19 protein-coding genes are annotated in these 23325 nt (G+C 65.8%); 3 read left to right on the top strand and 16 right to left on the bottom strand.

Annotation, left to right across the window (positions count from 1 at the left end):
• Positions 1-120: 120 nt before the first annotated feature.
• The 14 genes from bamA to ACVIIV_RS23835 all read right to left on the bottom strand — a co-directional run bounded on the left by bamA (position 121) and on the right by ACVIIV_RS23835 (position 19712).
• Positions 121-2646 (bottom strand): outer membrane protein assembly factor BamA, encoded by a 2526-nt coding sequence (gene bamA, locus ACVIIV_RS23900; protein ID WP_456746333.1) that lies wholly within the window; start codon positions 2644-2646, stop codon positions 121-123.
• A 176-nt stretch (positions 2647-2822) separates the two neighbouring features.
• The gene (gene rseP, locus ACVIIV_RS23895; protein WP_456746332.1) at positions 2823-3974 is read right to left on the bottom strand and encodes an RIP metalloprotease RseP; all 1152 of its coding nucleotides are present in this window, start codon (positions 3972-3974) and stop codon (positions 2823-2825) included.
• Between the two features lie 44 nt (positions 3975-4018).
• Positions 4019-5242 carry a 1-deoxy-D-xylulose-5-phosphate reductoisomerase gene (gene dxr, locus ACVIIV_RS23890; RefSeq protein WP_456746331.1) on the bottom strand — a complete coding sequence of 408 codons (1224 nt, stop codon included), beginning with the start codon at positions 5240-5242 and terminating at the stop codon, positions 4019-4021.
• A 4-nt stretch (positions 5243-5246) separates the two neighbouring features.
• Positions 5247-6089: a phosphatidate cytidylyltransferase gene (locus tag ACVIIV_RS23885; protein ID WP_456746330.1), complete on the bottom strand. Its 843-nt coding sequence runs from the start codon at positions 6087-6089 to the stop codon at positions 5247-5249.
• Positions 6086-6844 carry an isoprenyl transferase gene (locus tag ACVIIV_RS23880; RefSeq protein WP_456746329.1) on the bottom strand — a complete coding sequence of 253 codons (759 nt, stop codon included), beginning with the start codon at positions 6842-6844 and terminating at the stop codon, positions 6086-6088. Before ACVIIV_RS23880 ends, ACVIIV_RS23885 begins: the two co-directional genes overlap by 4 nt.
• 12 nt (positions 6845-6856) lie before the next feature.
• The gene (gene frr, locus ACVIIV_RS23875) at positions 6857-7420 is read right to left on the bottom strand and encodes a ribosome recycling factor (protein ID WP_456746328.1); all 564 of its coding nucleotides are present in this window, start codon (positions 7418-7420) and stop codon (positions 6857-6859) included.
• 68 nt (positions 7421-7488) lie between these two features.
• The gene (gene pyrH, locus ACVIIV_RS23870; RefSeq protein ID WP_456746327.1) at positions 7489-8205 is read right to left on the bottom strand and encodes a UMP kinase; all 717 of its coding nucleotides are present in this window, start codon (positions 8203-8205) and stop codon (positions 7489-7491) included.
• A gap of 60 nt (positions 8206-8265) precedes the next feature.
• On the bottom strand, positions 8266-9189 hold the full coding sequence (gene tsf, locus ACVIIV_RS23865) for a translation elongation factor Ts (protein WP_456746326.1): 924 nt from the start codon (positions 9187-9189) through the stop codon (positions 8266-8268).
• A 133-nt stretch (positions 9190-9322) separates the two neighbouring features.
• Positions 9323-10318 carry a 30S ribosomal protein S2 gene (locus ACVIIV_RS23860; RefSeq protein ID WP_456746325.1) on the bottom strand — a complete coding sequence of 332 codons (996 nt, stop codon included), beginning with the start codon at positions 10316-10318 and terminating at the stop codon, positions 9323-9325.
• Positions 10319-10528: 210 nt separating this feature from the next.
• Positions 10529-13240, bottom strand: a complete 2712-nt coding sequence (locus tag ACVIIV_RS23855; RefSeq protein ID WP_456746324.1) for a caspase family protein — start codon at positions 13238-13240, stop codon at positions 10529-10531.
• A gap of 210 nt (positions 13241-13450) precedes the next feature.
• Positions 13451-13978 (bottom strand): DUF2846 domain-containing protein, encoded by a 528-nt coding sequence (locus ACVIIV_RS23850; RefSeq protein ID WP_456746323.1) that lies wholly within the window; start codon positions 13976-13978, stop codon positions 13451-13453.
• Between the two features lie 163 nt (positions 13979-14141).
• Positions 14142-14885, bottom strand: a complete 744-nt coding sequence (locus tag ACVIIV_RS23845) for a carbonic anhydrase (protein WP_456746322.1) — start codon at positions 14883-14885, stop codon at positions 14142-14144.
• Between the two features lie 114 nt (positions 14886-14999).
• Positions 15000-18503, bottom strand: coding sequence for a DNA polymerase III subunit alpha (gene dnaE, locus ACVIIV_RS23840; protein WP_456748807.1), 3504 nt, complete (start codon positions 18501-18503; stop codon positions 15000-15002).
• A 486-nt stretch (positions 18504-18989) separates the two neighbouring features.
• Complete coding sequence (locus tag ACVIIV_RS23835; RefSeq protein ID WP_456746321.1) at positions 18990-19712, bottom strand: outer membrane protein; 723 nt, start codon at positions 19710-19712, stop codon at positions 18990-18992.
• Between the two features lie 254 nt (positions 19713-19966).
• Between ACVIIV_RS23835 and ACVIIV_RS23830 the strand changes: the two genes are divergently transcribed.
• Complete coding sequence (locus ACVIIV_RS23830) at positions 19967-20275, top strand: DUF3551 domain-containing protein (RefSeq protein ID WP_456746320.1); 309 nt, start codon at positions 19967-19969, stop codon at positions 20273-20275.
• 1 nt (position 20276) lies between these two features.
• A complete protein-coding gene (locus ACVIIV_RS23825; RefSeq protein WP_456746319.1) occupies positions 20277-20537 on the top strand; it encodes a DUF3551 domain-containing protein in 261 nt (86 codons plus the stop codon).
• Between the two features lie 53 nt (positions 20538-20590).
• Here the strand turns inward: ACVIIV_RS23825 and ACVIIV_RS23820 are convergent, their stop codons facing one another.
• On the bottom strand, positions 20591-21229 hold the full coding sequence (locus ACVIIV_RS23820) for an HD domain-containing protein (protein ID WP_456746318.1): 639 nt from the start codon (positions 21227-21229) through the stop codon (positions 20591-20593).
• 42 nt (positions 21230-21271) lie between these two features.
• Positions 21272-21733, bottom strand: coding sequence for a carboxymuconolactone decarboxylase family protein (locus ACVIIV_RS23815; protein WP_456746317.1), 462 nt, complete (start codon positions 21731-21733; stop codon positions 21272-21274).
• 113 nt (positions 21734-21846) lie between these two features.
• Here ACVIIV_RS23815 and pdxR point away from each other — a divergent pair, with 113 nt between their 5' ends.
• Positions 21847-23253, top strand: a complete 1407-nt coding sequence (pdxR, locus tag ACVIIV_RS23810) for a MocR-like pyridoxine biosynthesis transcription factor PdxR (protein ID WP_456746316.1) — start codon at positions 21847-21849, stop codon at positions 23251-23253.
• Positions 23254-23325: the final 72 nt, after the last annotated feature.

The raw sequence follows: 23325 nt of genomic DNA, 5'->3' as shown, positions 1-23325 counted from the left end.
CTCGTCGCGGTCCGGCTTCGGCATGAAGCGGTCAGGCCGCATCATGCCTCATGTCTTGGATTGGCACGATCCCTTTCGGAAACCGGCTCCAGTGATCCGGATCGTGCCGTGCTGATCGAACTAGAACGTGGTGCCGCCGCCGAACCGGAACTCCTGCGTGCGGTCGTACTTGCCCTTGGTGAGCGGTACGGCGTAGTCGAAGCGCAGCGGACCGAACGGCGACTGCCAGATCAGGCCGACACCGACTGACGTGCGAACGACCTTGCTGTCGTCGAAGACGAGGCCGGTACAGGTTCCGGCGCTCGACGGATTGACCGTCGACGGGATACAGCCGGGCACGTTGACCTCGTTGGTGGCGGTCCAGCTCGTTGGTCCCTTGTAGTCGTAGAGGCCGCCGGCGTCGGCATAGACCGCGCCCTTCAGGCCCACTTCCTTGGGCAGGAACCAGAACGGCATCTGCAGTTCGAGCGAAGCGCCCCAGTACTTGGTGCCGCCGAGCGCGTCCTGCGAGCCAAAGGGATTCAGGTCGCGCGGGCCGATGCCGTTCGGGGCAAAGCCGCGGACGAGGTTCGGGCCCATCTGGAAGTGGTCGAGCATGCGCAGATCGCTGCCGATCTTGTTCAGCATGCCGCTCTGCAGGCGCACGAGGCCGACGATGTCGGACACCAGCGGCGTGTAGTACTTCGCGTCGATGACCGACTTCAGATAGGAGACGTCGCCGCCGACGCCCGCGAAATCCTGCCGGAAGTCGACGAGCAGACCGTCGGTGGGGTTCTTGTTGTTGTCCAGCGTGTTGTAGGTCAGCGTATAGCCGAGCGCCGAGGTTAGGGTCTTGCCGTTGGCAAGCTCCTTGCGCACCGGCAACGAGGCTTCGCCGTCGCTGTAGCAGCCGAGGCCACCGGTCGAGCTCAGGTCGATCGGCGGCGTCTGCGCCGCGGCGAAGGCCGGGCTCGGATTGAAGTTTGGTCCGGGAACGTTGTTACAGTTCGCCAGGTAGTACGGCAGCGTGATTTCCTGCTGGTAGATCGAGTAGCGCACTTGGAGCGCCAGATCTTCACGCAAGGAGAAGCCGAGGCGCGGCGAGAAGCCGAGCGTCTTGGTGCCGTAGGAGATGTAGCTGTTGGACAGCTGCTGGCGCTGATAGAGGTCGAGGCCGAGCGCGACGCGATAGTCGAGCAGATACGGCTCGACAAACGACAGCGAGTAGCCGCGGGCGTACTGGCCATAGGTCACCGACGCCTTGGCGAACAGGCCGCGGCCGAGCAGGTTGCGCTCGGAGACCGAGACTTCCGCCAGCGCGCCGTCGGTCGTGGAGTAACCGCCCGAGATCGAGAAGTCGCCGGTCGATTTCTCTTCCATGTCGACGATCAGGATGACGCGATCGCTGGAGGAGCCGGGCTCGGTCGTGATCTTCACGCTCTTGAAATAGTCGAGGTTCTTCAGGCGCCGCTCGGCGCGGTCGACCAGCGCGCGGTTGTAGGCGTCGCCTTCCGAGATGTCGAACTCGCGGCGGATCACGTAGTCGCGCGTGCGGGTGTTGCCGCGCAGGTTGATGCGCTCGATATAGGTGCGCGGGCCCTCGTCGACGTTGAACACGACGGACACCGTGTGCGCTTCGAAGTTGCGGTCGCCGCCGGGCCGGACCACGGCGAAGGCATAGCCGCGGCGCGAGGCCTCGATCTGCATCTCCTCGACCGATTTCTCGACCGATTCGACGTTGTAGAGCGAGCCAACATTGACGCGCGAATAGGCGCGCAGCGAGGAGGGATCGAAGTTCGGAATGCTGGAGCGGAAGTCGACCGCGCCTACGCGGTATTGCGCGCCTTCCTCGATCTTGAAGGTGACGTTGAAGCCCTTCTTCTCCGGATCGTATTCGGTGAGCGCAGCAACCACCTGGACGTCGGCGAAGCCGTTCTTGAGGTAGAAGCGACGGATCAGATCGCGGTCGGCCTCGACACGGTCCGGATCATAGATGTCGCCGCTGGCGAGGAAGCTCAGGAGGTTCGATTCGCGCGTCTTGATGACGTCGCGGAGGCGGTAGGACGAGAAGGCATTGTTGCCGACGAACTCGATCGACTTGACGCCGGTCTTGGCGCCCTCCTCGATGGTGAAGATCAGATCGACGCGGTTGTTCGGCTGCTCGATGACCTCGGGCGTGACGCGCACGTCATAGCGGCCGGACCGGCGATAGATTTCGGCGATTCGCAGCGTGTCGGACTGTACCATGGCGCGGGAGAAGGTACCGCGCGCCTTGGACTGGACTTCAGTGGTGAGCTGCTCGTCCTTGATCTTCTTGTTGCCCTCGAAGGCGATGCGGCCGATCACCGGGTTTTCCACCACGGAGACGATGAGCTGGCCGCCGGAACCGCGGTTGATCCTGACGTCCTGGAACAGGCCGGTCTCGATCAACGCCTTGAGGCCGTCGTCAATGGCGGCCTGATCCAGGCGGCCGCCCGGACCCGGCTTGAAATAGGAGCGGATCGTCTCCACCTCGACGCGGCGATTTCCTTCGACGGAAATCGACTGAACGGTCTGAGCGAGCGCAGACGAAGACACCAAAACAGCCCCAACCGGGGCAACCACCGGCGCGCCGAACAAGATCAGGGTTGCGAGCAAGCCCCCCCGGAGTCGCAGTCCAAACTTCATCGCGCAACGCGCCCTTATCATTCCGTGCCAGACCCAACCCCAACGCCGGTCCGGAGATTCCCCAAGTTCAGGCCGCTTGTAGCCAATTTCGCCGACGCCGCAAACGGCCGAAAGCGCCGTAATTTCAATTTCATTCCAGGACGTTGCTCAACAGCAACGCCACAAAAAAGCCCCTATCAGGAAGCGGCCATCCGCAGGATGTCGTTATAGGTCGCAAACACCATCAACATCAGCACCAAGCCGAGTCCGATTCGGAACCCCATCTCCTGGGTCCGCTCGGACAAGGGCCGGCCCCGGACCACCTCGGCCGCATAGAACATAAGGTGGCCGCCATCGAGCAGCGGGATCGGGAACAGGTTCAAGAGGCCGATTGAGACCGACAGCACCGCGCAGAGATTGATCACGAACTGGAACCCGGCGCTGGCCGCCTGTCCCGACATCTTCGCGATTCCCAGGACGCCGCTGACCTCGTTCGGATTGCCCTGCCCGACGAACAGGGAACCCAGGAACTTGAAGGTGCTGGTGATGATGAACCAGACCTGCTCGACCCCGATCTTGAGCGCTTCGCCGATGCCGACCGGCGTGGTCGAGGCCTCCCCGGCCTGCGACTTGTGCTCGACACCGAGCACGCCGAGACGGTGGCTGTTGCCGAACGGATCCTTGCGCTCGAGCAGCGCCGGGGTCGCGGTCAGCGAGACGATGGCGCCGTCGCGCTTCACTTGGAAGGTAAGCGCCGAACCGGCGTTCATCGCAACGATTCGCTGCATGTCGGCAAAGCTCTCGATCGGCCTGCCGTCGATCTGGACGACGACGTCCCCGACCTTGAAGCCGGCCGCAGCGGCCGCGCCATCGGCGACGACACCGTCGACGCGCGCGATCGTGCTCGGCTTGCCGTAGTAGAGGGCCATGCCGGCGAAGATCAGCGCGCCCAGAATGAAATTGGCGATCGGTCCGGCCGCGACGATAGCCGCTCGCGGGCCGACCTTCTTGTGGTGGAAGCTGCCGGCGCGCTCCTCGGCCGTCATCGCCGCGAGCGTCTGGGCCGACGGGGTTGAGGCCTCGCTCTCGTCGCCGAAGAACTTGACGTAGCCGCCGAGCGGGATCGCCGAGATCTTCCAGCGGGTGCCATGGCGGTCGTTGAAACCAACCAGCTCAGGGCCGAACCCGAGCGAGAAGGTCAACACGCGCACGCCCGCCCAGCGTGCGACCAGGAAATGGCCGAGCTCGTGGAAGAACACGACGATGGTCAAGACGAACAGGAAGGGAACCGCGTAGCCGAGGAGCCCATGGCTCAACGTATTGAAACTATGGACGAAAAAGTCGATCATCGATTTCCCTCACCCAGCGCCGCAAGGCCCTGGTCGCGAACCAACTAGGATGCCTTTAAGGCAATTTGAGGCAATAGGGCGGCAGCCCTATTTCGAGCAACATGGTCAACAGAGATTGCATCGTCGGCGGACGTCAGGGGCGCCTGGTTCCCGCCTTTGATCCAGTCGTCAAGGGTCGCCTCGACCAGCCGGGCAATCGCGCCGAACCGGATCTTGCCGGCGATGAAGGCGGCGACCGCGACCTCGTTGGCGGCGTTGTAGACGGTGGTCGCCCCCTTCCCGGTCCGCAGCGAATCGTAGGCCAGACGCAGTCCGGGGAAGCGCTCGAAATCCGGCGCCTCGAAAGTCAGCTGGCCGATCTTGGCGAGGTCCAGCTTGGCCGCCGGCCCCTTGATGCGATCGGGCCAGCCGAGGCAATGCGCGATCGGCGTCCTCATGTCGGGCGCGCCGAGCTGGGCCACGACGGAGCAGTCGGAAAACTCGACCATGCCGTGGATGATCGACTGCGGATGAACGAGGACGTCGATCTCGTCCGGCGCGAGCGCGAACAGATAGGACGCTTCGATCACCTCGAGCCCCTTGTTCATCATCGAGGCGGAATCGATCGTGATCTTCTGCCCCATGCTCCAGTTCGGATGCTTCAGGGCCTGCTCGAGCGTGGCCTGCTCGATGTCTGCGGGGTTCCAGGTCCGGAACGGGCCGCCGGAGGCCGTGATGATGACGCGGACCAGCTCGTCGCGATTGCCTGAGCTGAGTGCCTGGAACAGCGCATTGTGCTCGGAATCGGCCGGCAGGATGCAGGCGCCCGCCTTTGCCGCGCGCTGCATGAAGAAATCGCCGGCGCAGACCAGACATTCCTTGTTGGCGAGGGCGACATGGGCACCGCGGTCGACCGCCGCCAGTGCCGGCTTCAGCCCGGCGGCGCCGCTGACGGCCGCCATCACCCAGTCGGCGGGACGCGCGCCAGCCTCGATCACCGCGCTCTCGCCGGCGCCGCATTCGGTGCCGGTGCCCGCGAGTGCTGCCTTGAGCTCAGCGAGCTTGGAGGTGTCGGCGATCGCGACGTAGCGCGCGGAGAATTCCCTAGCGAGCTTGGCCAGCGCTGCGACATTGCCGTTCGCCGTCAGCGCCTCGACACGGTAGCGCTCGGGCGAGGCGCGCAGCAGATCCATCGTGCTGTCGCCGATCGAGCCGGTGGCGCCGAGAACCGTGACGCTGCGGACGTCGGACGCAGCAAGCTTGTTGTTACGCAATGGGACCGCGCTCATATCCTCACCAAACCATAAGACCGCTTCCGGCGCTATGCACACCATGGCGGACGAAGCCGATAATCCATGCCGCCAGGATGGCGGCGACAAAGCCGTCCAGACGGTCCATAAGCCCGCCATGGCCGGGAATTAAGTGACTGGAATCCTTGACACCGAAGCGCCGCTTCACTGCGGATTCGAAGAGGTCGCCGAGCTGCGACAACACCGACAGGACGGCGCTGACGAGCAGCAGCGGAACCGCCTTTCCGATCCCGCCTGCGGCAAAAGAGGCCGCAACCGCAAGGCTCGCCGCAAAGCCGCCGAGCGCTCCGGCCCAGGTCTTTTTCGGGCTCACGCGCGGCCACAGCTTCGGCCCGCCAATGATGCGGCCGGCGAAATAACCGCCGATATCGGTCGCCCACACCACGAGCAGCACGAACATCAGCGCGGAGAAGCCGTTGACGAGATCCTTCCGCACCAGGATCGAGGCCAGCAGCGCCGCCGCTGCGTAGGCAAATCCAGTAGCCGCCCAGACGAACTTGCCTCGCGCAATCAGCATCACGATCGCGCCGCCGATGCAGCCAGTGATGACGGCGGTCTTCAGCGCACCGAAGGTCACGCAGAATCCCATCGTGGCGATGACGATGGTCCCCGCCCCCGTCAGCGCGACCGAGCTCGCGCCCACCACCGTCAGCCATTCCGCGAACAGCCCGATCGACACCAGGGTGACGAGAAGTGCCCAAAGCCAGCCGCCGGCGTAGGCAATCGCAATGGCAAGCGGCGCCAGCACCAGAGCTGCGAGGACTCGCAGCACGAGATTGCTCGGGGCAGGCTGAGAGCCCGCCGGTGCGGCGTCGGGTTCGCTCACGAGGCGGTTTTCGCGACCAGGCCGCCGAAACGGCGCTCGCGCCTGGCAAATTCGGCGATCGCGCTTTCCAGCGCCGCCTTGTCGAAATCGGGCCAGTGGATCGGCACGAAAACGAGCTCGCTATAGGCGGCCTGCCACATCAGGAAATTGGACAGGCGCTGCTCGCCGCTGGTGCGGATGATGAGATCGGGATCGGGAATGTCGGGAGCGTCGAGATGCGCGCCGAGTGTCTCGGCGTCGATCGTGGCAGGATCGCGCCTGCCTTCCGCAACCTCGCGGGCGAGCTTCTGCGCCGCTTTCGCGATCTCCTGCCGCGAGCCGTAGTTGAAGGCGACGACGAGCGTCAGGCGCGTGTTGTCGCGTGTCAGCTCCTCGGCCTCGTTGAGAAGCGTGCAGATGTCGCCCTCGAGCCCCTCGCGCTCGCCGATGATGCGGACCTTGACGCCGTCGCGATGCAGGCTCGCCAGATCGTTGCGGATGAAGCGCCGCAGCAGGCCGAACAGGTCGCCTATCTCGCTCGCCGGCCGCGACCAGTTCTCCGAGGAGAACGAGAAGATGGTGAGATAGCGAATGCCGAGTTCATGCGAGGCGCGCACCACGCGGCGCAGCGCGTCCACACCGCGGCGATGTCCTTCCGCACGCGGCAAGCCGCGCGCGGCCGCCCAACGCCCGTTGCCATCCATGATGATGGCAACATGCGCAGGCGCATCGGACCTGTCAGGTCCTTCCGTTGCGGGCGCGGCGGCGTTGGACATGAAGGCGATGCCTTAAACGGTGAGGATTTCTTTTTCCTTGGCGGCCAGCAACTGGTCGATCTCGGCGATGGTGCCGTCGGTCGCCTTCTGCACCTCGTCGGCGTGACGCTTCTGGTCGTCCTCTGACATCTCGTGATTCTTCTCGAGCTTCTTGAGCACGTCGAGGCCGTCGCGGCGGACATGGCGCGCGGCGACCTTGGCGGCTTCCGCGTATTTGTGCGCGACCTTCACCAGCTCCTTGCGGCGCTCCTCGTTGAGCTCGGGGATGCGCAGGCGCAGCATCTGGCCTTCGGTCGCCGGCGACAGGCCGAGATTGGAATCGACGATCGCCTTCTCCACCGCCTTGACCATCGACTTGTCCCAGACCTGCACCGAGATCAGCCGCGGCTCGGGCACGCTGACCGTGGCGAGCTGGTTGAGCGGCATGTGGCTGCCATAGGCCTCGACCTGCACGGGATCGAGCATCGAGGCGGAGGCGCGGCCGGTGCGCAGGCCGCCGAGCTCGTGCTTGAGGGACTGGACGGCGCCTTGCATGCGGCGCTTCACTTCGTTGAGGTCGAAATTACCCGTGGCCATCACGTTCCTCCTTCAAAATCCCGGCGACCGCTCCGCACCCTTCCCTTTCGGGCGCGCCAGACGAGCCGTCAGCCGGCGACGATGGTTCCGTGGCCGACGCCACGCAGAATCGCGCCGATCGACCCCGGCTCCGCGATCGAGAATACGATGATAGGCAGCGATGTCTCGCGGGCAAGCGCGAAGGCGGTCGCATCCATCACCTTGTAGCCGCCCTCGATCGCCTGCGAATGCGTCAGGCGGTCGAACCGCGTGGCGGTGGGATCCTTCTTCGGGTCGGCCGAGTAGACCCCGTCGACATTGGTCGCCTTCAGGACCACCTGCGCCCCGATCTCAGCGGCCCGCAGCACCGCGGTCGTGTCGGTGGTGAAGAACGGATTGCCGGTCCCGCCGCCAAGCAGCACGATCCGGCCTTCGGCCAGGTATTTGTGTGCCGCAGTGCGGGTGAACAGCTCGGAAATCTCGGGCATGACGAAGGCCGACAGTGTCCGTGCCGGCGTGCCCTTGCGCTCGATCGCCGCTTCCAGCGCGAGGCAGTTCATCATGGTGGCAAGCATGCCCATGGTGTCGCCGGTCGTGCGCGACACCCCGCGGGAGGAGACCTCGACGCCGCGGACCATGTTGCCGCCGCCGATCACGACCGCGACCTCGGTGCCGAGCTTGCGGGCGGCGATCAGATCGTCCGCAACCCGGTCGACGGTCGGCTGATCGATGCCAAAGCCTTGCTGTCCCGCGAGATATTCGCCGGACAGCTTGATCACGACGCGACGATAGACCGGATCAGTCATGAGCACTTTCCTTGTCCGGGCGCCGCTTCCGGCGGCACGCCGGAAGGAACGTTCCGGCGCTTACTTCTTGCCGCTGGCCGCGGCGACCTCGGCCGCGAAGTCGTTTTCCTGCTTCTCGATTCCCTCGCCGAGAGCATAGCGCACAAAGCCCGCGATCTTCACAGCGCCGCCAACCTTGCCCTCGGCCTCCTTCACCGCCTGCGCCACCGACTTGCCGGTGTCGTGGATGAAGGCCTGCTCGAGCAGGCAGACTTCCTTGTAGTAGGTCTTGAGGCCGGACTCGACGATCTTCTCGATCACGTTCTCGGGCTTGCCCTGCTGACGGTATTTGTCGGCGAGCACGTCCTTCTCGCGCTTGACCACGGCCGGATCGAGGCCGGACGGATCGAGCGCCAGCGGGTTGGCGGCCGCGACATGCATCGCGATCTGACGGCCGAGCGCGGCGAGCTCGTCGGCCTTGCCCGGCGATTCCAGCGCCACGATCACGCCCATCTTGCCGGCGCCGTCGACGACGGCCCCGTGGACGTAGTGGGAGACCACGCCCTGGCTCACTTCGAGCTGGGCGGCGCGGCGCAGCGTCATATTCTCGCCGATGGTGGCAATCGCATCATTGATCGCGGTTTCGACCGTGACGTCGCCGACCTTGGCGGCCTTGATCTTCTCGACATCCGCACCGACGTCGAACGCGACCTGGGCAATCATTTTGACCAGGCCCTGGAACTGGCCGTTGCGCGCCACGAAGTCGGTCTCGGAGTTGACCTCGACCACGACGCCCTTGGTGCCCTTGGTGAGCGCGCCGATCAGGCCCTCGGCCGCGACGCGGCCCGACTTCTTGGCGGCCTTGGACAGACCCTTCTTGCGCAGCCAGTCCTGCGCCGCTTCCATGTCGCCAGCGGTCTCGGTGAGCGCCGCCTTGCAGTCCATCATGCCCGCGCCGGTGGACTCGCGCAGGTCCTTGACCATCGCAGCTGTGATCGTTGCCATCGTTGAAAATCCTTTGTGCCTGCCGGTTTGCCGCGGCGCGGCATCAAATCGCCCCGCCGCGGTCCATCTCAGGAATTCGCGTCAACTGAAATGGTGGCCGGATCCTATCCGGCCAACCCATCGCTCTTTTTGACTATTCCGCTTCCGCGGTCAGCGCCTTGGCCTTGGCCACCCAGGCATCGGCGCGGCTCGGCAGACCGACTTCTTCGCCGATCGTATGCGCGGTGTCATGGTCGAGCTCGGCGAGCTGCCAATAGTGGAAGATGCCGAGGTCGTTGAACTTCTTCTCGATCGCACCCGACACGCCCGGGAGCTTCTTGAGGTCGTCGGCGGTGCCGCGCGGACCCGCAAGGCCCTGGAAACCGCTCGAGGACGTCGCTGGCAGCTCTTCGGCGAGCGGCTTGGCCGACGCACCGATGTCGATGCCCGAATCGCCCTGGGCACGCGAGATGCCGTCGATCGCCGCACGCGCGATCAGATCGCAGTACAGCGAGATGGCGCGGCCCGCGTCGTCGTTGCCCGGCACCACATAGGTGATGCCCTTGGGGTCCGAATTGGTGTCGACGATCGCGGCAACCGGGATGTTGAGGCGCTGGGCCTCCTGGATCGCGATGTCTTCCTTGTTGGTGTCGATCACGAAGATCAGGTCGGGCAGACCGCCCATGTCCTTGATGCCGCCGAGCGAGCGGTCGAGCTTGTCGCGCTCGCGCTGCAGCGTCAGGCGCTCCTTCTTCGTGTAGGAATTGGCTTCGCCGCCCGAGAGCACGTCGTCGAGGTGACGCAGGCGCTTGATCGAGGCCGAGATCGTCTTCCAGTTGGTCAGCGTGCCGCCGAGCCAGCGCGAATTGACGAAATACTGCGCGCAGCGCTTGGCCGCGTCGGCAACGCCGTCCTGGGCCTGGCGCTTGGTGCCGACGAACAGGATGCGGCCGCCCTTGGCCACCGTGTCGCTGACGGCCTGGAGGGCCTGGTGCAGCATCGGCACGGTTTGGGCGAGGTCGACGATGTGGATGTTGTTGCGTGTGCCGAAAATGAACGGAGCCATTTTCGGATTCCAGCGGTGAGACTGGTGACCAAAGTGCACGCCAGCTTCGAGCAGCTGACGCATAGTGAAATCGGGCAGTGCCATCGTTCTAATTCTCCGGTTGGTTCCTCCGGAAACGTGTGAGCAAAACGGAGCGTTCTCGCCCCGGCTGCCACCGGACGGCCTTGTGAGCCATGTTTCCGTGTGAGATGGCGCGCTATATAGCGCCATTTCGGCCAGAAGCAAGGAAATAAGGCGCCGTCCGGGACGCCGGCTGGCTGCTGTCGCTCCCGGCGCCCCCTGCCCTTCAGCGTCCTAGCACTTCGGCTGGCCCGGCGGGCAGCTTCTTGGCGGCGGGCCGGCCGGCCGCGGAGGCGGCGCATGCGGCGCGGCGGCCATCGGTGGCGGGGCCGGCCGCGCGACCGGCGGTGGCGGCGGCGCAGCCCGTGCGACGGGAGGTGGCGGCGGCGCAGGCCGTGCGATCGGAGGCGGAGGTGGGGCCGGCCGCGCCATCGCAGGCGGCGGCGCCGGCGCCGGTCGGGCAACGGGCGGCGGAGGTGCCGGCCGCGCCACGGCCACCGGCGGAGGCGCAGCCCGCGGCGGCGGGGGTGGTGCAACCCGGGGCGGAGGCGGCGGCGTCGGTCTCGCCAGGGCCTGAGGATGCGGCGGCGGCGCAGCAGGCTTGGCGGCCTGCGGTGGCGCGGGCCGGTGATCCTGAACTCCGGACGGTGCCCGCGTCGCCACCGGCGGCGGTGGAGGTGTGGCGGGCTTGATCGCGGTCGGGACGGCCGGCTTGCCGGGGCCGGCGCTCGGAGGCGGCACAGCGCCCGGTTGGGGGCCGGCCGGCCTGCCGCGCAGGTCAGGCGCCGGCGAGGACGTTGTTCCCGGCGGTCTGGGCAGGCCCGCGGACGGGGTGGTCGAACCTGCGGGAGCCGGCGGGCGGTTGGGCGCCGTGGCGGTTGCCGCGTTCGGTTGCGCCGGCGGGACATTGCCGGCGGGCGCCGTCGCGGTCGCAGCCGGTTTGCCATGAGGCGGGGCAGCGCCGGGCGCGCCCCCTGCCCCGGCCGCCGGCGGCGGTCCGCCGGGAGTTCCCGGCACCGGCAGCGTGTTGGCCTGCGGCAGCTTGGTCGGCGCTTGCGCTGGCGGTGTCGCAGCTGGAGCGTTGGCGGCAGGGGCAGTCGCGGTCGGACTGGGTGCGCCACCCGGCGTGACAGCACCAGGCGCCACCCCCGCTCCTGCCGGCGGGCGGCCGGGAGCTCCCGGTGCCGGCAAGGTATTGGGCTGCGGCAGCGTATTGGCCTGCGGCAGCGTATTTGCCTGCGGCAGCTTGGCTGCAGCCGGCGGCTGCGCGGTCGTGGCAGGAGCGACATTGGCCGGAGCCGGTGTCGTGATACCCGGTCTCACCGTCGGCTGGATCGTCGCGCTCGGCGGCATCGGCGCCTTGCCCTGCTGGATCAGGGCGGCGCGTTGCGTGACCGCCTGCGGCACAGCGGGACCTGCCGGCGTGGCGCGGCCGGCAACCGCCGGCGCCAGATTGCCCGGGCCGGGCGCCGGCCCTGCGGCCGGCGGCGGCGCGGGCGGGCGGTTAATCACGGTGTTGATGACCGTCGTGTTGTGGATGTTCTGGTAGATGATGTTGTTCGGTGGCGGCGCGACATAGACCGGCGGCCTGACGAACACCGGGATCGGCACGAACACCGGCTGCGGCAGCACGAACAGGCCGACCACCGGCAGCGGCGGCGGCAGCACGACGAAGTCCGGCGGCGGCGGCGGCAGATAGTAGACCGGCGGCGGCGGTGGCGGCGCGAAGCCGAAATCGGGATCGCTGAAATACAGCACCGGGCGATCGACATAGACCACCTCCTCCGGCGGCGGTGGCAGCACGTCGTAGTCGATCATCGCAAAGCTCGGCGGCGGTTCGGCCGGCGCGGTGAGGATCGCCAGGCGCCGCCGCGCATCCGCCGCATGCGGGCCGCGCGGATAGCGGCGCAGATACGACCAATAGGCCTCCGGCGTGTCGGTCCGATAGGTCCGTCGCCACGTGATGGCTTCGCGGCGTGCGGCGACGATCGCCATCACGCGCTTGGCGAGCGGATCGCCGGGATAGGCTGCGAGAAACTCCTCATAAGCCGCCAGCGTGTCGCGCTCGAGCGCGGCGGCATAGGCATCCTGCACGCCAAGATCGCGGATCGGCTTGTTGCGGATCGCGGCGACCTGGTCGGGCGCGGCCTCGGGCGGCGGCGCGTCGGGCCCGCGCTCGAAGAACGAGAATTGCGCCGAGATCTTCTGCTCGTTCCAGGGCACCTGCGCGCCCTTGGAGGCCTCGTTAACGCGCAGGCGAACGCGGTCGAACACCTCGGGCAGCGGCAGGCCGCCGGTGCGGATCATCTCGGCAAGCGACTGTGCGTAAATGCCGTAGGGCCCCGGCTCCTCCGGCGCCACCGTGCCGGGCGCGGCGTTGAAGGCGATCAGCATGTTCGCCTCGGGCTCGACCAGCGCCAGACCGCTCGCGATCGGCTGACCGCCCTCGATGAAGGGCTGCGCCCGGGCGGCGTCGAGCACGACGATGTTGGCCTTGAGCGGAATGGAGGCGAGCTGGCGCGCATAGTCACTGATGCGCAGGGCCTCGGTCGGTATGTCGGTGTCGCGGGTGATGTTGGAATCGACCGGGATGAAATAATTCTCGCCGGCCAGCTGCACGCCGTAGCCGGCAAGATAAAGCATTGCGACGGTGCCCGGTCCCGAAGCCTGGGCCTTCTGGATGAAATCGCGCAAGCTCTTGCGCAGCGTGTCGCCGTCGAGATCGCGCGCGCCGACCACGTCGAAGCCGGCCGCCTGGAGCGTCTGCGCGATCAGGCCGGCATCATTGGCCGTTGTTGCCAGCGGCGATTTGGCAGAGGCGCCGTTGCCCACCACGAGTGCAATGCGCTTCTCCGGCTGCTGGGCACGCGCCTGGTCCGGCACGCCGGCGGCAACGGCCACGATCGGCAGCAGCAGGCAGATGAAGGCTCTGAGCGTCCCACGCATGGCTTGCTTGCCCACTATTGTCGTTGAGGTGCCACCACGCATCAGGCGCGCAGCCAGCTGAACGGCGGTTGAACGAAAAGCTCGGATTGAGGCGCTGGCGTGGCCACGCCGCTGCCGGCGTCAGCTCCAGGTCGGCCTCACCTCAGCTCAAAACGGCGCAAGGCTCCTTCAAGTCCCCACCCTGCGCGTTCCGAGGATCTGTAGCGCGCCTCACTCCACCGCCTGCAACTCGGCGAGCTTCGTTCGCGCGGTCGCCTCGTCGATCGGCACGAGCTCGGCCGGCCCGGGATTCGCCTCGCCAGCGGTCGCGATGGAGACGGCTGCAAGCCCGACCAGCCCGCCGAGGACCGCTCCGCCGGTGGCGGCATCGTGCCTGGGGCTGCTCTTGATGAGATAAAAATGCGTCCGGCCGGCTTCCATCATGATCTCGCGCTTGGTGTCGCCCGGAAACATCAGCTCCGTCACCAGCAATTCGTGCCGACCTGCCGGCCGATCGGCATAGGCATATTTCCCAGCCACGACTTTACCGAGCGGTGCACCATCGAGCTTCACCTCGCAGGCGCAAATGGCCATGCTGAGGCCATTCCTCTTGTCCTGCAGCAGGACAACGCGCGAATGCCCCGCGCGCGGGGGCCCCACCTTTTTCGTTACAGACGCAAAGTCGGTTCCAACCTGATCGCTGACACAGCCCACCAGCATGGCACCGACGGCCAACAACAACGCGCCCCATCGCAGCATCACACACCCCAGTCCATTCCCCGGGGGCATGCTAGCTGGGATCAGCGACAGGTTGCAACAACATCCGACGACCACTGCGTGGCTTGCGCGGACGGGTGTCAGAGCTGCGGCCGGCCTGTGCCGGACGAGGCGCGGCCGCCGGCGCCTGCTCAGGAAGGTGGGCTCAGCCCTGGGCGAGCAACTCGACGGTCCCCGTGCTCAGCCGATAGATACCGCCGACCACCTTGAGCTTGCCCTGCTCGACCGCTGCGTTGAGGATCGGGGCAGCCGTTTTCAGCTTGGCAACGTTGTCGGTGACATTCTGACGAATGGCGTTGTCGAGCGCGTTCCCGCTCTGCTGGGCCGCCGTCTTCACAGCCGGTGCTATCGCGGAGACCAGCGTGGGGATGTGTCCCGGCAGCGGCTTGTCGTCCTTCAGCGACTTGATCGTCGCATCGACGGCGCCGCAATTGTCATGGCCGAGCACCAGGATCAGGGGCGTGCCGAGCACGGCGACGGTGTACTCCATGCTGGCGACGGTTTCGTCGCCCGCAAAGTTTCCGGCGACGCGGCACACGAACAGGTCTCCGCGTCCACTGTCGAAGGCATATTCCGGTGCGATGCGCGAATCGGCGCAGCTCAAAACAGCTGCGTAGGGATTCTGGCCGCCGACCAATGCCTCGCGCTCGTGCGTGAAGTCATGGCGGCGCGACACGCCCGAGACGTAGCGTGCATTGCCTTCCATCAGCCGCTTCAGCGCCGCATCGGGCGACAGCACGTTCTGCGGCTTCGGCGGCGCCTTCGCCTGCTTGGCCGACGCGGCCCCGCCGAACGCCGCCGCCCCGAGCGCCGAAGCAGCAAGGAGCATCATGGAGCGCCGGGAGGGAGCAAGCGATTGATGCGGATTTTCAGAGCATTTGTCGCACATGGTTCTTCTTCCTTGGTTTCGCGCCGGGAAACAACTGATAACCGTGCGCGGCAGGCTTCGAAACCAGGTGTGAACTTGATAGTTAAGCTTTGGTTTGCGGCGGCGCGCGCAAGGTCAGAGCTGCTGCACGTCCACCACGCCCGCGACCGCCTTGATCGCGCCGGCGATCTGGGGCGAGACCTTGAACCGGCCGGGCAGCTTCATCTCCACCTCGGTCTCAAGGTCGAGCAGCATCACCACCGAGACCTCGCCGTCGCCGTTTGAGCGCGATGCGATACCGGGACTGCCGACCTTCGGCGCGCCGCCGTTGGAGGCGGCCATGTCGGGCCCGGCCAAGCGCTTGGCGATCGAGTCCAGCGGCTTGGTGTCGCGCAGGAAGATGCGCAGGCCCTTCTGCGTCTTCGCCGCGGCGTCATCGAGCGGCTCGGCATGCAGCACGCGGGCGCGGACGTCCTCGCCCTGCAGCTCGGCGCCGAGCTGCAGCAGCACGGCCGCGCCCGGCTCCAGCACGTCGCGATATTGCGCGAGGCCTTCCGAGAACAGCACCGCCTCAAAGTGGCCCGTGGGATCAGAGAGCCCCATGATGCCCATCTTGTTGCCGGTCTTGGTGCGCCGCTCCATGCGCGAGACCACGGTCGCCGCGACCTTGCCGGCGGTGGCGCCGGTCTTCACCGCGCGCGAGAACTCGGCCCAGCTCTGCACCCGTAGCCGCTTCAGCACGGTCGCGTAATCGTCAAGCGGATGTCCCGACAGGAAGAAACCGATCGCGTCGTATTCGCGGCGCAGCCGCTCGGCCGGCAACCACGGCTCGACCTGCGGCAGCATGATGGTCGGCGCATCGGCCGACATGCCGAACATGTCGTTCTGGCCGATGGTCGCAGCTTCATGCGCCCGCTGGCAGGCGGCGAGGATCGCGTCCGCGCCGGCGAAGACGCGCGCCCGGTTCGGCTCCAGCGTGTCGAAGGCGCCGGCCGCGGCGAGACTTTCGATGATGCGCTTGTTGATCGCGCGCGGCGAGACCCGCGCGGCGAAATCGGCGAGCGAGGTGAACAGGCCGCCTCTGGTGCGCTCTGCGATGATCTGTTCGATCGCCTGAATGCCGACGCCCTTGAGCGCGGCGAGCGCGTAGTAGATCGTGTTCTCGCCGACCTCGAAGGTCGCGCCGGACCGGTTGATGTTGGGCGGCTCGACCTTGATGCCGAGGCGCTGCGCCTCTGAGCGGAATTCGGAGAGCTTGTCGGTGTTGTTCAGATCGAGCGTCATCGACGCCGCGATGAACTCCACCGGATAGTGCGCCTTCATGTAGGCGGTGTGGTAGGACACCAGCGCGTAAGCCGCCGCGTGGCTCTTGTTGAAGCCGTAGTCGGCGAACTTTGCGAGCAACTCGAAGATGGTCTCGGCCTGCCCCTTCGGCACGCCGTTCTTCACCGCGCCCGCAACGAAGATATCGCGCTGCTTGTCCATCTCGGCGCGGATCTTCTTGCCCATGGCGCGGCGCAAGAGGTCGGCGTCGCCGAGCGAATAGCCCGACATCACCTGCGCGATCTGCATCACCTGTTCCTGGTAGATGATGACGCCGAAGGTCTCCTTGAGGATCGGCTCCAGCACGGGATGCAGATATTCCGGCTCCTCGTCGCCGTGCTTGCGCGCGCAATAGGTCGGGATGTTCGCCATCGGGCCCGGGCGATAGAGCGCGACCAGCGCGATGATGTCCTCGAAACGGTCCGGCCGCATGTCGATCAGCGCCCGCCGCATGCCCTGACTTTCAACCTGGAACACGCCGACCACATCGCCGCGCGCCAGCATCTGGTAGCTCTCGGCATCGTCGATCGGCAGCGTGGCGAGATCGATATGGATGCCGCGCGGCTTGAGCAGCTTCACCGCGACGTCGAGCACGGTCAGCGTCTTCAGGCCGAGGAAGTCGAACTTCACGAGGCCCGCGGGCTCGACCCATTTCATGTTGAACTGGGTCACCGGCATGTCGGATTTGGGATCGCGGTAGAGCGGCACGAGCTCGCTCAACGGGCGGTCGCCGATCACGATGCCGGCCGCGTGGGTCGAGGCGTGGCGCGTCAGGCCTTCCAGGCGCTGGGCGATGTCGAAGGCGCGCGCCACGATCGGATCTTCGTCGCGGAACGCCTGCAGCTTGGGCTCGCTCTCGATCGCGGCGGCAAGCGTCACCGGCGCGGCCGGATTCTGCGGCACCAGCTTGGTCAGCTTGTCGACCTGGCCATAGGGCATCTGCAGCACGCGGCCGACGTCGCGCAGCACGCCGCGCGCCTGCAGCGTTCCAAAGGTGATGATCTGCGCGACCTGGTCGCGGCCGTAGCGCTCCTGCACGTACCTGATCACCTCGCCGCGGCGGTCCTGGCAGAAGTCGATGTCGAAGTCCGGCATCGAGACACGTTCGGGATTGAGGAAGCGCTCGAACAGCAGGCCGAACTTGATCGGGTCGAGGTCGGTGATGGTCAGCGCCCAGGCGACCAGCGAGCCGGCGCCGGAGCCGCGGCCCGGCCCGACCGGAATGCCTTGGCTCTTCGCCCATTTGATGAAGTCGGACACGATCAGGAAGTAGCCCGCGTATTTCATGCGGGTGATGACGTCGAGCTCGAAGGCGAGCCGCTTGGCGTAGGTCTCTTCCGTCGTGCCCTGCGACAGGCCGTGCACGCGCAGGCGCCTGGCGAGCCCCTCCTCCGCCTGGCGCTTCAATTCGGCGGCCTCGACCGCGGCCGCATCCGAGCTCGAGGCGGCGCCGACGGTGAAGAACGGCAGGATCGGCTTGCGCGTCATCGGCCGGAACGAGCAGCGCTCTGCGATCTCCACCGTCGAGGCCAGAGCCTCCGGAATGTCGGCGAACAGCACCGCCATCTCGGCGCGCGTCTTGAAGCGATGATCGGGCGTGAGCTGCTCGCGCTCGGTCTCGGCGACCAGCCGCCCGCCGGCGATGCAGAGCAGCGCGTCATGCGCTTCGTAATCGTCGGTCGCGGCGAAATACGGCTCGTTGGTCGCAACCAGCGGCAGTCCCTTGGCGTAGGCGATGTCGACCAAGCCGCTTTCGACGCGCCGCTCCTTCTCGGTATTGTGACGCTGCAACTCGATGTAGAGGCGGTCGCCGAACAGGCCGGCCAGACGCTCGCAGCGCGCAGCGGCGAGCTCGCCAAGACCACCGGCAAGCGCCAGCGAGATCGGCCCGTCTGGTCCTCCCGTCAGCGCGATCAGCCCCTCGGTTTCGCCCTCGAGCCAGTCGAACTTGATGAACGGAGCATGGCTGTCCGGCGATTCCAGGAACGCGCGCGAGTTCAGCCGCATCAGGCTGCGATAGCCGCGCTCCTGCGCGGCCAGCAACACCACGCGCGACGGCCCCATCGCGTTGCGCGCATTGGGATCCTGATCGCCGAAATCGATCGCCAGCTCGCAGCCGACGATCGGCTGGATGCCGGAGCCCGCCATCTTGTCGGAGAACTCCAGCGCACCGAACAGATTGTCGGTGTCGGTCAGCGCCAGCGCGGGCTGGTGATCTTTCTTCGCAAGCTCGGCAAGCTTGGCGATCTTGATCGAGCCCTTGAGCAGCGAATAGGCCGAGTGAACGTGAAGGTGAACAAATCCGGCGCTCGGCATGGTCGCGTGACGGCCTCTTGCAGATGAGATGGAGCGGTCGCCGACGCCAGGGGATGTCAGGGAGATCAAAAGAGCATCCTGCACCGCCCGGCCGACTCGCCTCACAATGGTGGGGCGTCACTGCTCCAGAGTCCACGCCGGAGGGGCCGCTTCGCCGCGTCGTCCCGCTTTTCCCCAATCAGTCGCAGCAAGCTAGCCAGCCTAGAGCTGTGGAATCACCTGCGCCCAGATCGCGATCATCCCGACGAACAGCGTGATGGACGCCAGTGCGGCGGCTTCTTCCACGAAAACCCTGAACATGGCCTGCTCCTTTGTTGGAACGTATGAAGAACATTGTTCTCATTTTGTTCTAAGGAGTCAAGCGATCCAGGACGTCTCGAAACGCGATGGTTAACTTACTGAATTCAAACAATAAAAAAAGCCCCGGCCAATGGCCGGGGCTTTCGACAACCGCTCGACGAAGAGCGATCAGTCTCGGTCTTTTGCTCAGTACCTGCCGAGCATCGGGCCGCCGAACTTGTAGTTCAGGCGGACGAGACCCATGTCGACGTCCTGACGGATGCGCTCCGTACCGGCGAAGCCGGCGAAGGTCACGTCGTTGTCGGCCAGGAAGATGTGGTTGTACTCGACGCCAACCGACCAGTTCGGCGCGAAGCCGTACTCGAGACCGGCACCGACCGTACCGCCCCAGCGGGTGTCGCTGGTCGACGCGAGCAGCCCGCCGCCGAGGTTATAGATCTCGTACTTGTCGCTGACCACAGCCGCACCGCCCTTCACGTAGATGAGGACGTTGTTCCAGGCATAACCGACCTGGCCGGTGATCAGGCCGAACGCATCGATCTTCGTGCGGTTGCTGGTGGCGAACAGCGCGCTGAGATTGTCGCCGGAGAAGTCGGCCCAGTTGCCCTGGCCTTCAACGCCGAACACCCACTGGCCCGACTGCCAGCGATAGCCGATCTGGCCACCGACGGTGCCGCCGGTTGCATCGTGCGAGCCTTCGCGACCAACGCCAACGAAATCCCAGGTCGTGTGCGACGAACCGCCGCCGCCGTTGATGCCGATGTAGAAGCCGCTCCAGTCGTAGACGGCAGCGATTGCCGCCGGCGGAGCTTTGGTGTAGGGCCGCGCCGCGAGGTCAGCAGCCAGCGCCGGCGCAGCCGCGCTGAGCGCGACGAGGCTGACAGCGGCAAGCAACAAATTCTTCTTCATTTGATTCCCGTTCCAGTTTCTTCAGAAGGCCCCCGGGCCGTGACCGTCGTCATAACAGCGATCGACGGAATTGCTGTAACCACTACGCAACAGTTCGGTCCAAAGGACCTTGCTCATTAACGAATGTTTATCGGCGCGTGCGCGGAAACCCTTTGAAACAAGGGTTTTCATGAGTTCCAATGTCGACTACAGGACATAAACTGCATGCGCGCGTAACGACGTCGCGCGCACATTCGCGTGATTGGAGAATCGAAATGCGCGGTCGAGTTCCTCATCCCATTGTCGCCACATTTTCGCTCGCATTCATCACATTTGCACTCGCATCGATTGCAAGCACGCCCGCGCGCGCATTCGGCAAGAACCATCCGTTCTGCCTCACCGGTGATGAATGGCCGGGACTGAGCAATTGCAGATTCGACACCTACGGGCAGTGTCAGGCGAGCGCGTCCGGTCGCGCGCTGACCTGCATCGCCAATCCGTATTTCGTCGGACAGAGCGAAGACCCATACGCGTATCAAAATCGTCCGCGCGCGCAGACACCGGGCCACTTCCTGCCTCGCTGAGATGCGCCGCGCCGCACGGATGCTCGCCCTCACCGGCATGCTCCCGGCAAGCGGAGCTGCGCACGCGCAGACCTATGATCCGAGCTATCCGGTGTGCATGCAGATCTATGGCCCCGTGGGCTATTTCGACTGCCGCTACAGCTCACTTGCGCAGTGCCGATATCTCGCCGTTGGACGCTCCGCGAGTTGCGTCGTGAATCCGTACTTTTCAAAGAAGGAACCAACGTCTCCTCGCCGCTCGACTGCCGTTGGCACCGGATGATCAACACCGTTCGGCTCCAGCCAGGCATCCTGTGGCGCAGAGGTTGCGTCTCCTCAGCTCTGCCACGGCGTGTTGCGGATGCGCGTGCACGCGTTCGGCTTGCGGAAGCTCGGATCGTGATCCTCGATGTAATCGAAGTTGACCGTCCCGAACGTCGTCTGCGGCTTCTTCAGCGCTGAGCAGGTCTGCACCTTCAGGAACTCGTTCTTGAAGTCGCCGCGCGGATACGCTGATATCACCTGGTCGCGCTGCTCCGGCGTGTAGTCGTCAAATCCAACGCCAACGACGTCCACCAGGACGCCTGCGTTGGTGAGCGCGATCTCCGGTCTCATATATTGCGGAATGCCGGGGGTGGTGTGCAGCGCGATTGCTTCCCACACCAGGTCGGCTTGCGGCTCGGCAATGCCGCGCGCCCGCAGAAAGTCGCGCGCGGCGTCGGCGCCGTCGACCTCAAACCGCTTGGTCTCGGTGTGGTAGTGATCGACGAGGCCGAGGTCGTGAAAGACCGCCGCGACATAGAGCAGCTCGGAATCGAACTTCAGCTTCTGACGCAGCCCCTTGATCGCGCCGAACACGTAGACGCGAACCGAATGGTTGAACAACATCTCGTCTTCGTAACTGCGCACCAGCTCGGTGGCTTCGCGCGCCAATTGGCTGTCGGGAATTTTGACGCCGGAGATCACGCTCGTCATTTTCAGGCTCCTGGTTTCTGTGCCGGCTGATGCCCTTCGCCGTCAGGCTGCATTCTCGAGCGCAGCCTGTGGCGTCTTTCGGAAGCTGATCGACATGCGATTGTACGCATTCATCAGGCTGATCGCGATCGTGAGATCGACCAGCTCGCGCTCGCTGAAGACCTTGCGGGCGGCTTGATACGCTTCATCCGGAACGTTGGTCTCGGCGACGCGGGTGACAGTCTCGGCCCATCCAAGGGCGGCGCGCTCGCGTTCGTCGAAGAGATTGCCGGCCTCGGCCCACGCCTGGACCAGCGCGAGCTTTTCGATCTTCACGCCGTCCTTGAGCAGGTCGCGCGTGTGCATGTCGAGGCAATAGGCGCAGTTGTTGATCTGCGACACGCGGAGATAGACCACGGTGACCAGCGTCGCGGGAAGCCCGCTCTGCGTGACATAGCCGTAGACGCCGCCCAGCGCCTTCGCGCCGGCCGGTGCGATGTGGTTGTAGTTGAGACGTTCACTCATCTGCTTGTTCCTTGATGATTAAGGGGATGGACGCTCCCCGTTGCCCCTAGGTGCCCCTGCCCTGGTCCATAAAAAAGCACCAAGAACGCACGAAAATCGTGTACCACCCAGCCATGACCAAGCCGCTGCGTCTGAAGCTCGATCGATCTGCGAAGGCGCCGCTGACCGAGCAGATTCACAGGGGGATCAGGACCGCCATCGAGAGCGGCGTGCTCGCCCCGGGCGCACGCCTGCCCTCCTGGCAGGATCTGGCCGCCCAGCTCGGCGTCGCGCGCGGCACCGTGCGCGTCGCGTACGAAAAGCTCTCATCCGCCCAACTGATCGTCGCGGCCCGCGCAACTGGAACACATGTCGCAGATCGGCCGTCCTTGCCGGTACGGCACGACAAGGCCCCGGCCCCTGGCTCTTTCATGGAGATGTACCAGGAGCTCACGGCCGGGCCGGCGATGTTCCAGATGGGCGTGCCTGCGCAGGAGACCCTTCCCGCGACGCTGCTGGCGCGGATGCGCGCGCGGGCGGTCCGAATTGAGGTGAGCGCACCGGCGATCTACCCTGACCCGCGCGGTGAGCCGGCGTTGCGGCGCGAGATCGCGGCCCACCTTGCGCTGGCGCGCGGGATCGAATGCGCGCCCTCCCAGATCATCATCACCGGCGGTTTCAGCGGCGGCCTTGGTCTGGCGCTCCGCGTCCTCGGACTCGAGCAGAAGAAGGCCTGGGTCGAGGACCCGGGCTTTCCCTTCACCCGACACGGTCTCGAGCTTGCGCGATTATCGGTCGCGCCGATCCCCGTTGACGCCGACGGTATCGACGTCGATCACGGCCTGAAACATGCTCCTGATGCGGCACTGGTCGTCGTGACACCAGGCCAGCAGGCGCCACTCGGCTCGACATTGTCGCTTGCGCGGCGTTCACGCCTGCTCGACTGGGCTGCGCAAAGCAAGGCATGGGTGATCGAGGATGACTATCTGAGCGAGCTTCAGCTCAAGGGCCGGGCGACGCCGGCGTTGGCATCGCTCGACCGCGCCGGCCGCGTCATTCACATCGGCTCTTTTAGCAAGACCGTGACACCTGCCCTCCGTCTGGGCTTTGTCGTTGCACCGGCCGCTTTGGCGTCGCGATTTGCCGAAGTTGCGGCGTGCCTCGCGCCGGCGCCTGGACCCGCGGTGCAGCTCGCGATGGCCGATTTCATCAGCGACGGCCATTATCTCCGGCATCTTCGCCGCACCAAGCGGGTCTACGCAGCGCAAGGCGATGCATTGCTGAAATGCCTTCGCCCGCGCACTGCAAACGTTGCGATTGCCGGTTTGGCCGCAGTCCTGCGGTTGCCGAAGGGAGCACCCGATCTGGCCATCGCCAGAGAAGCGGCACCGCTTGGACTGGCGCCCACGCCGCTATCGCTCTGGTATGCGTCGACAGGCTCAGTGCGCCCAGGATTGTTGCTCGGGGTCGCAACGTCTCCGCTCAAGAGGATCGAGGCGTCCTGCGATCGGCTCCTTCAGATCATCGATCGTCTTGCGTGACCTGACTGACCTCGGTTGCTAATCGGCCAGCGTGACGGTCAGCGCCTGCGAAGGCGGCTTGCAAATACCGGC

It is taken from the genome of Bradyrhizobium sp. USDA 4354, assembly GCF_054060315.1.
This window is presented reverse-complemented; position numbering and strand designations above follow the sequence as displayed.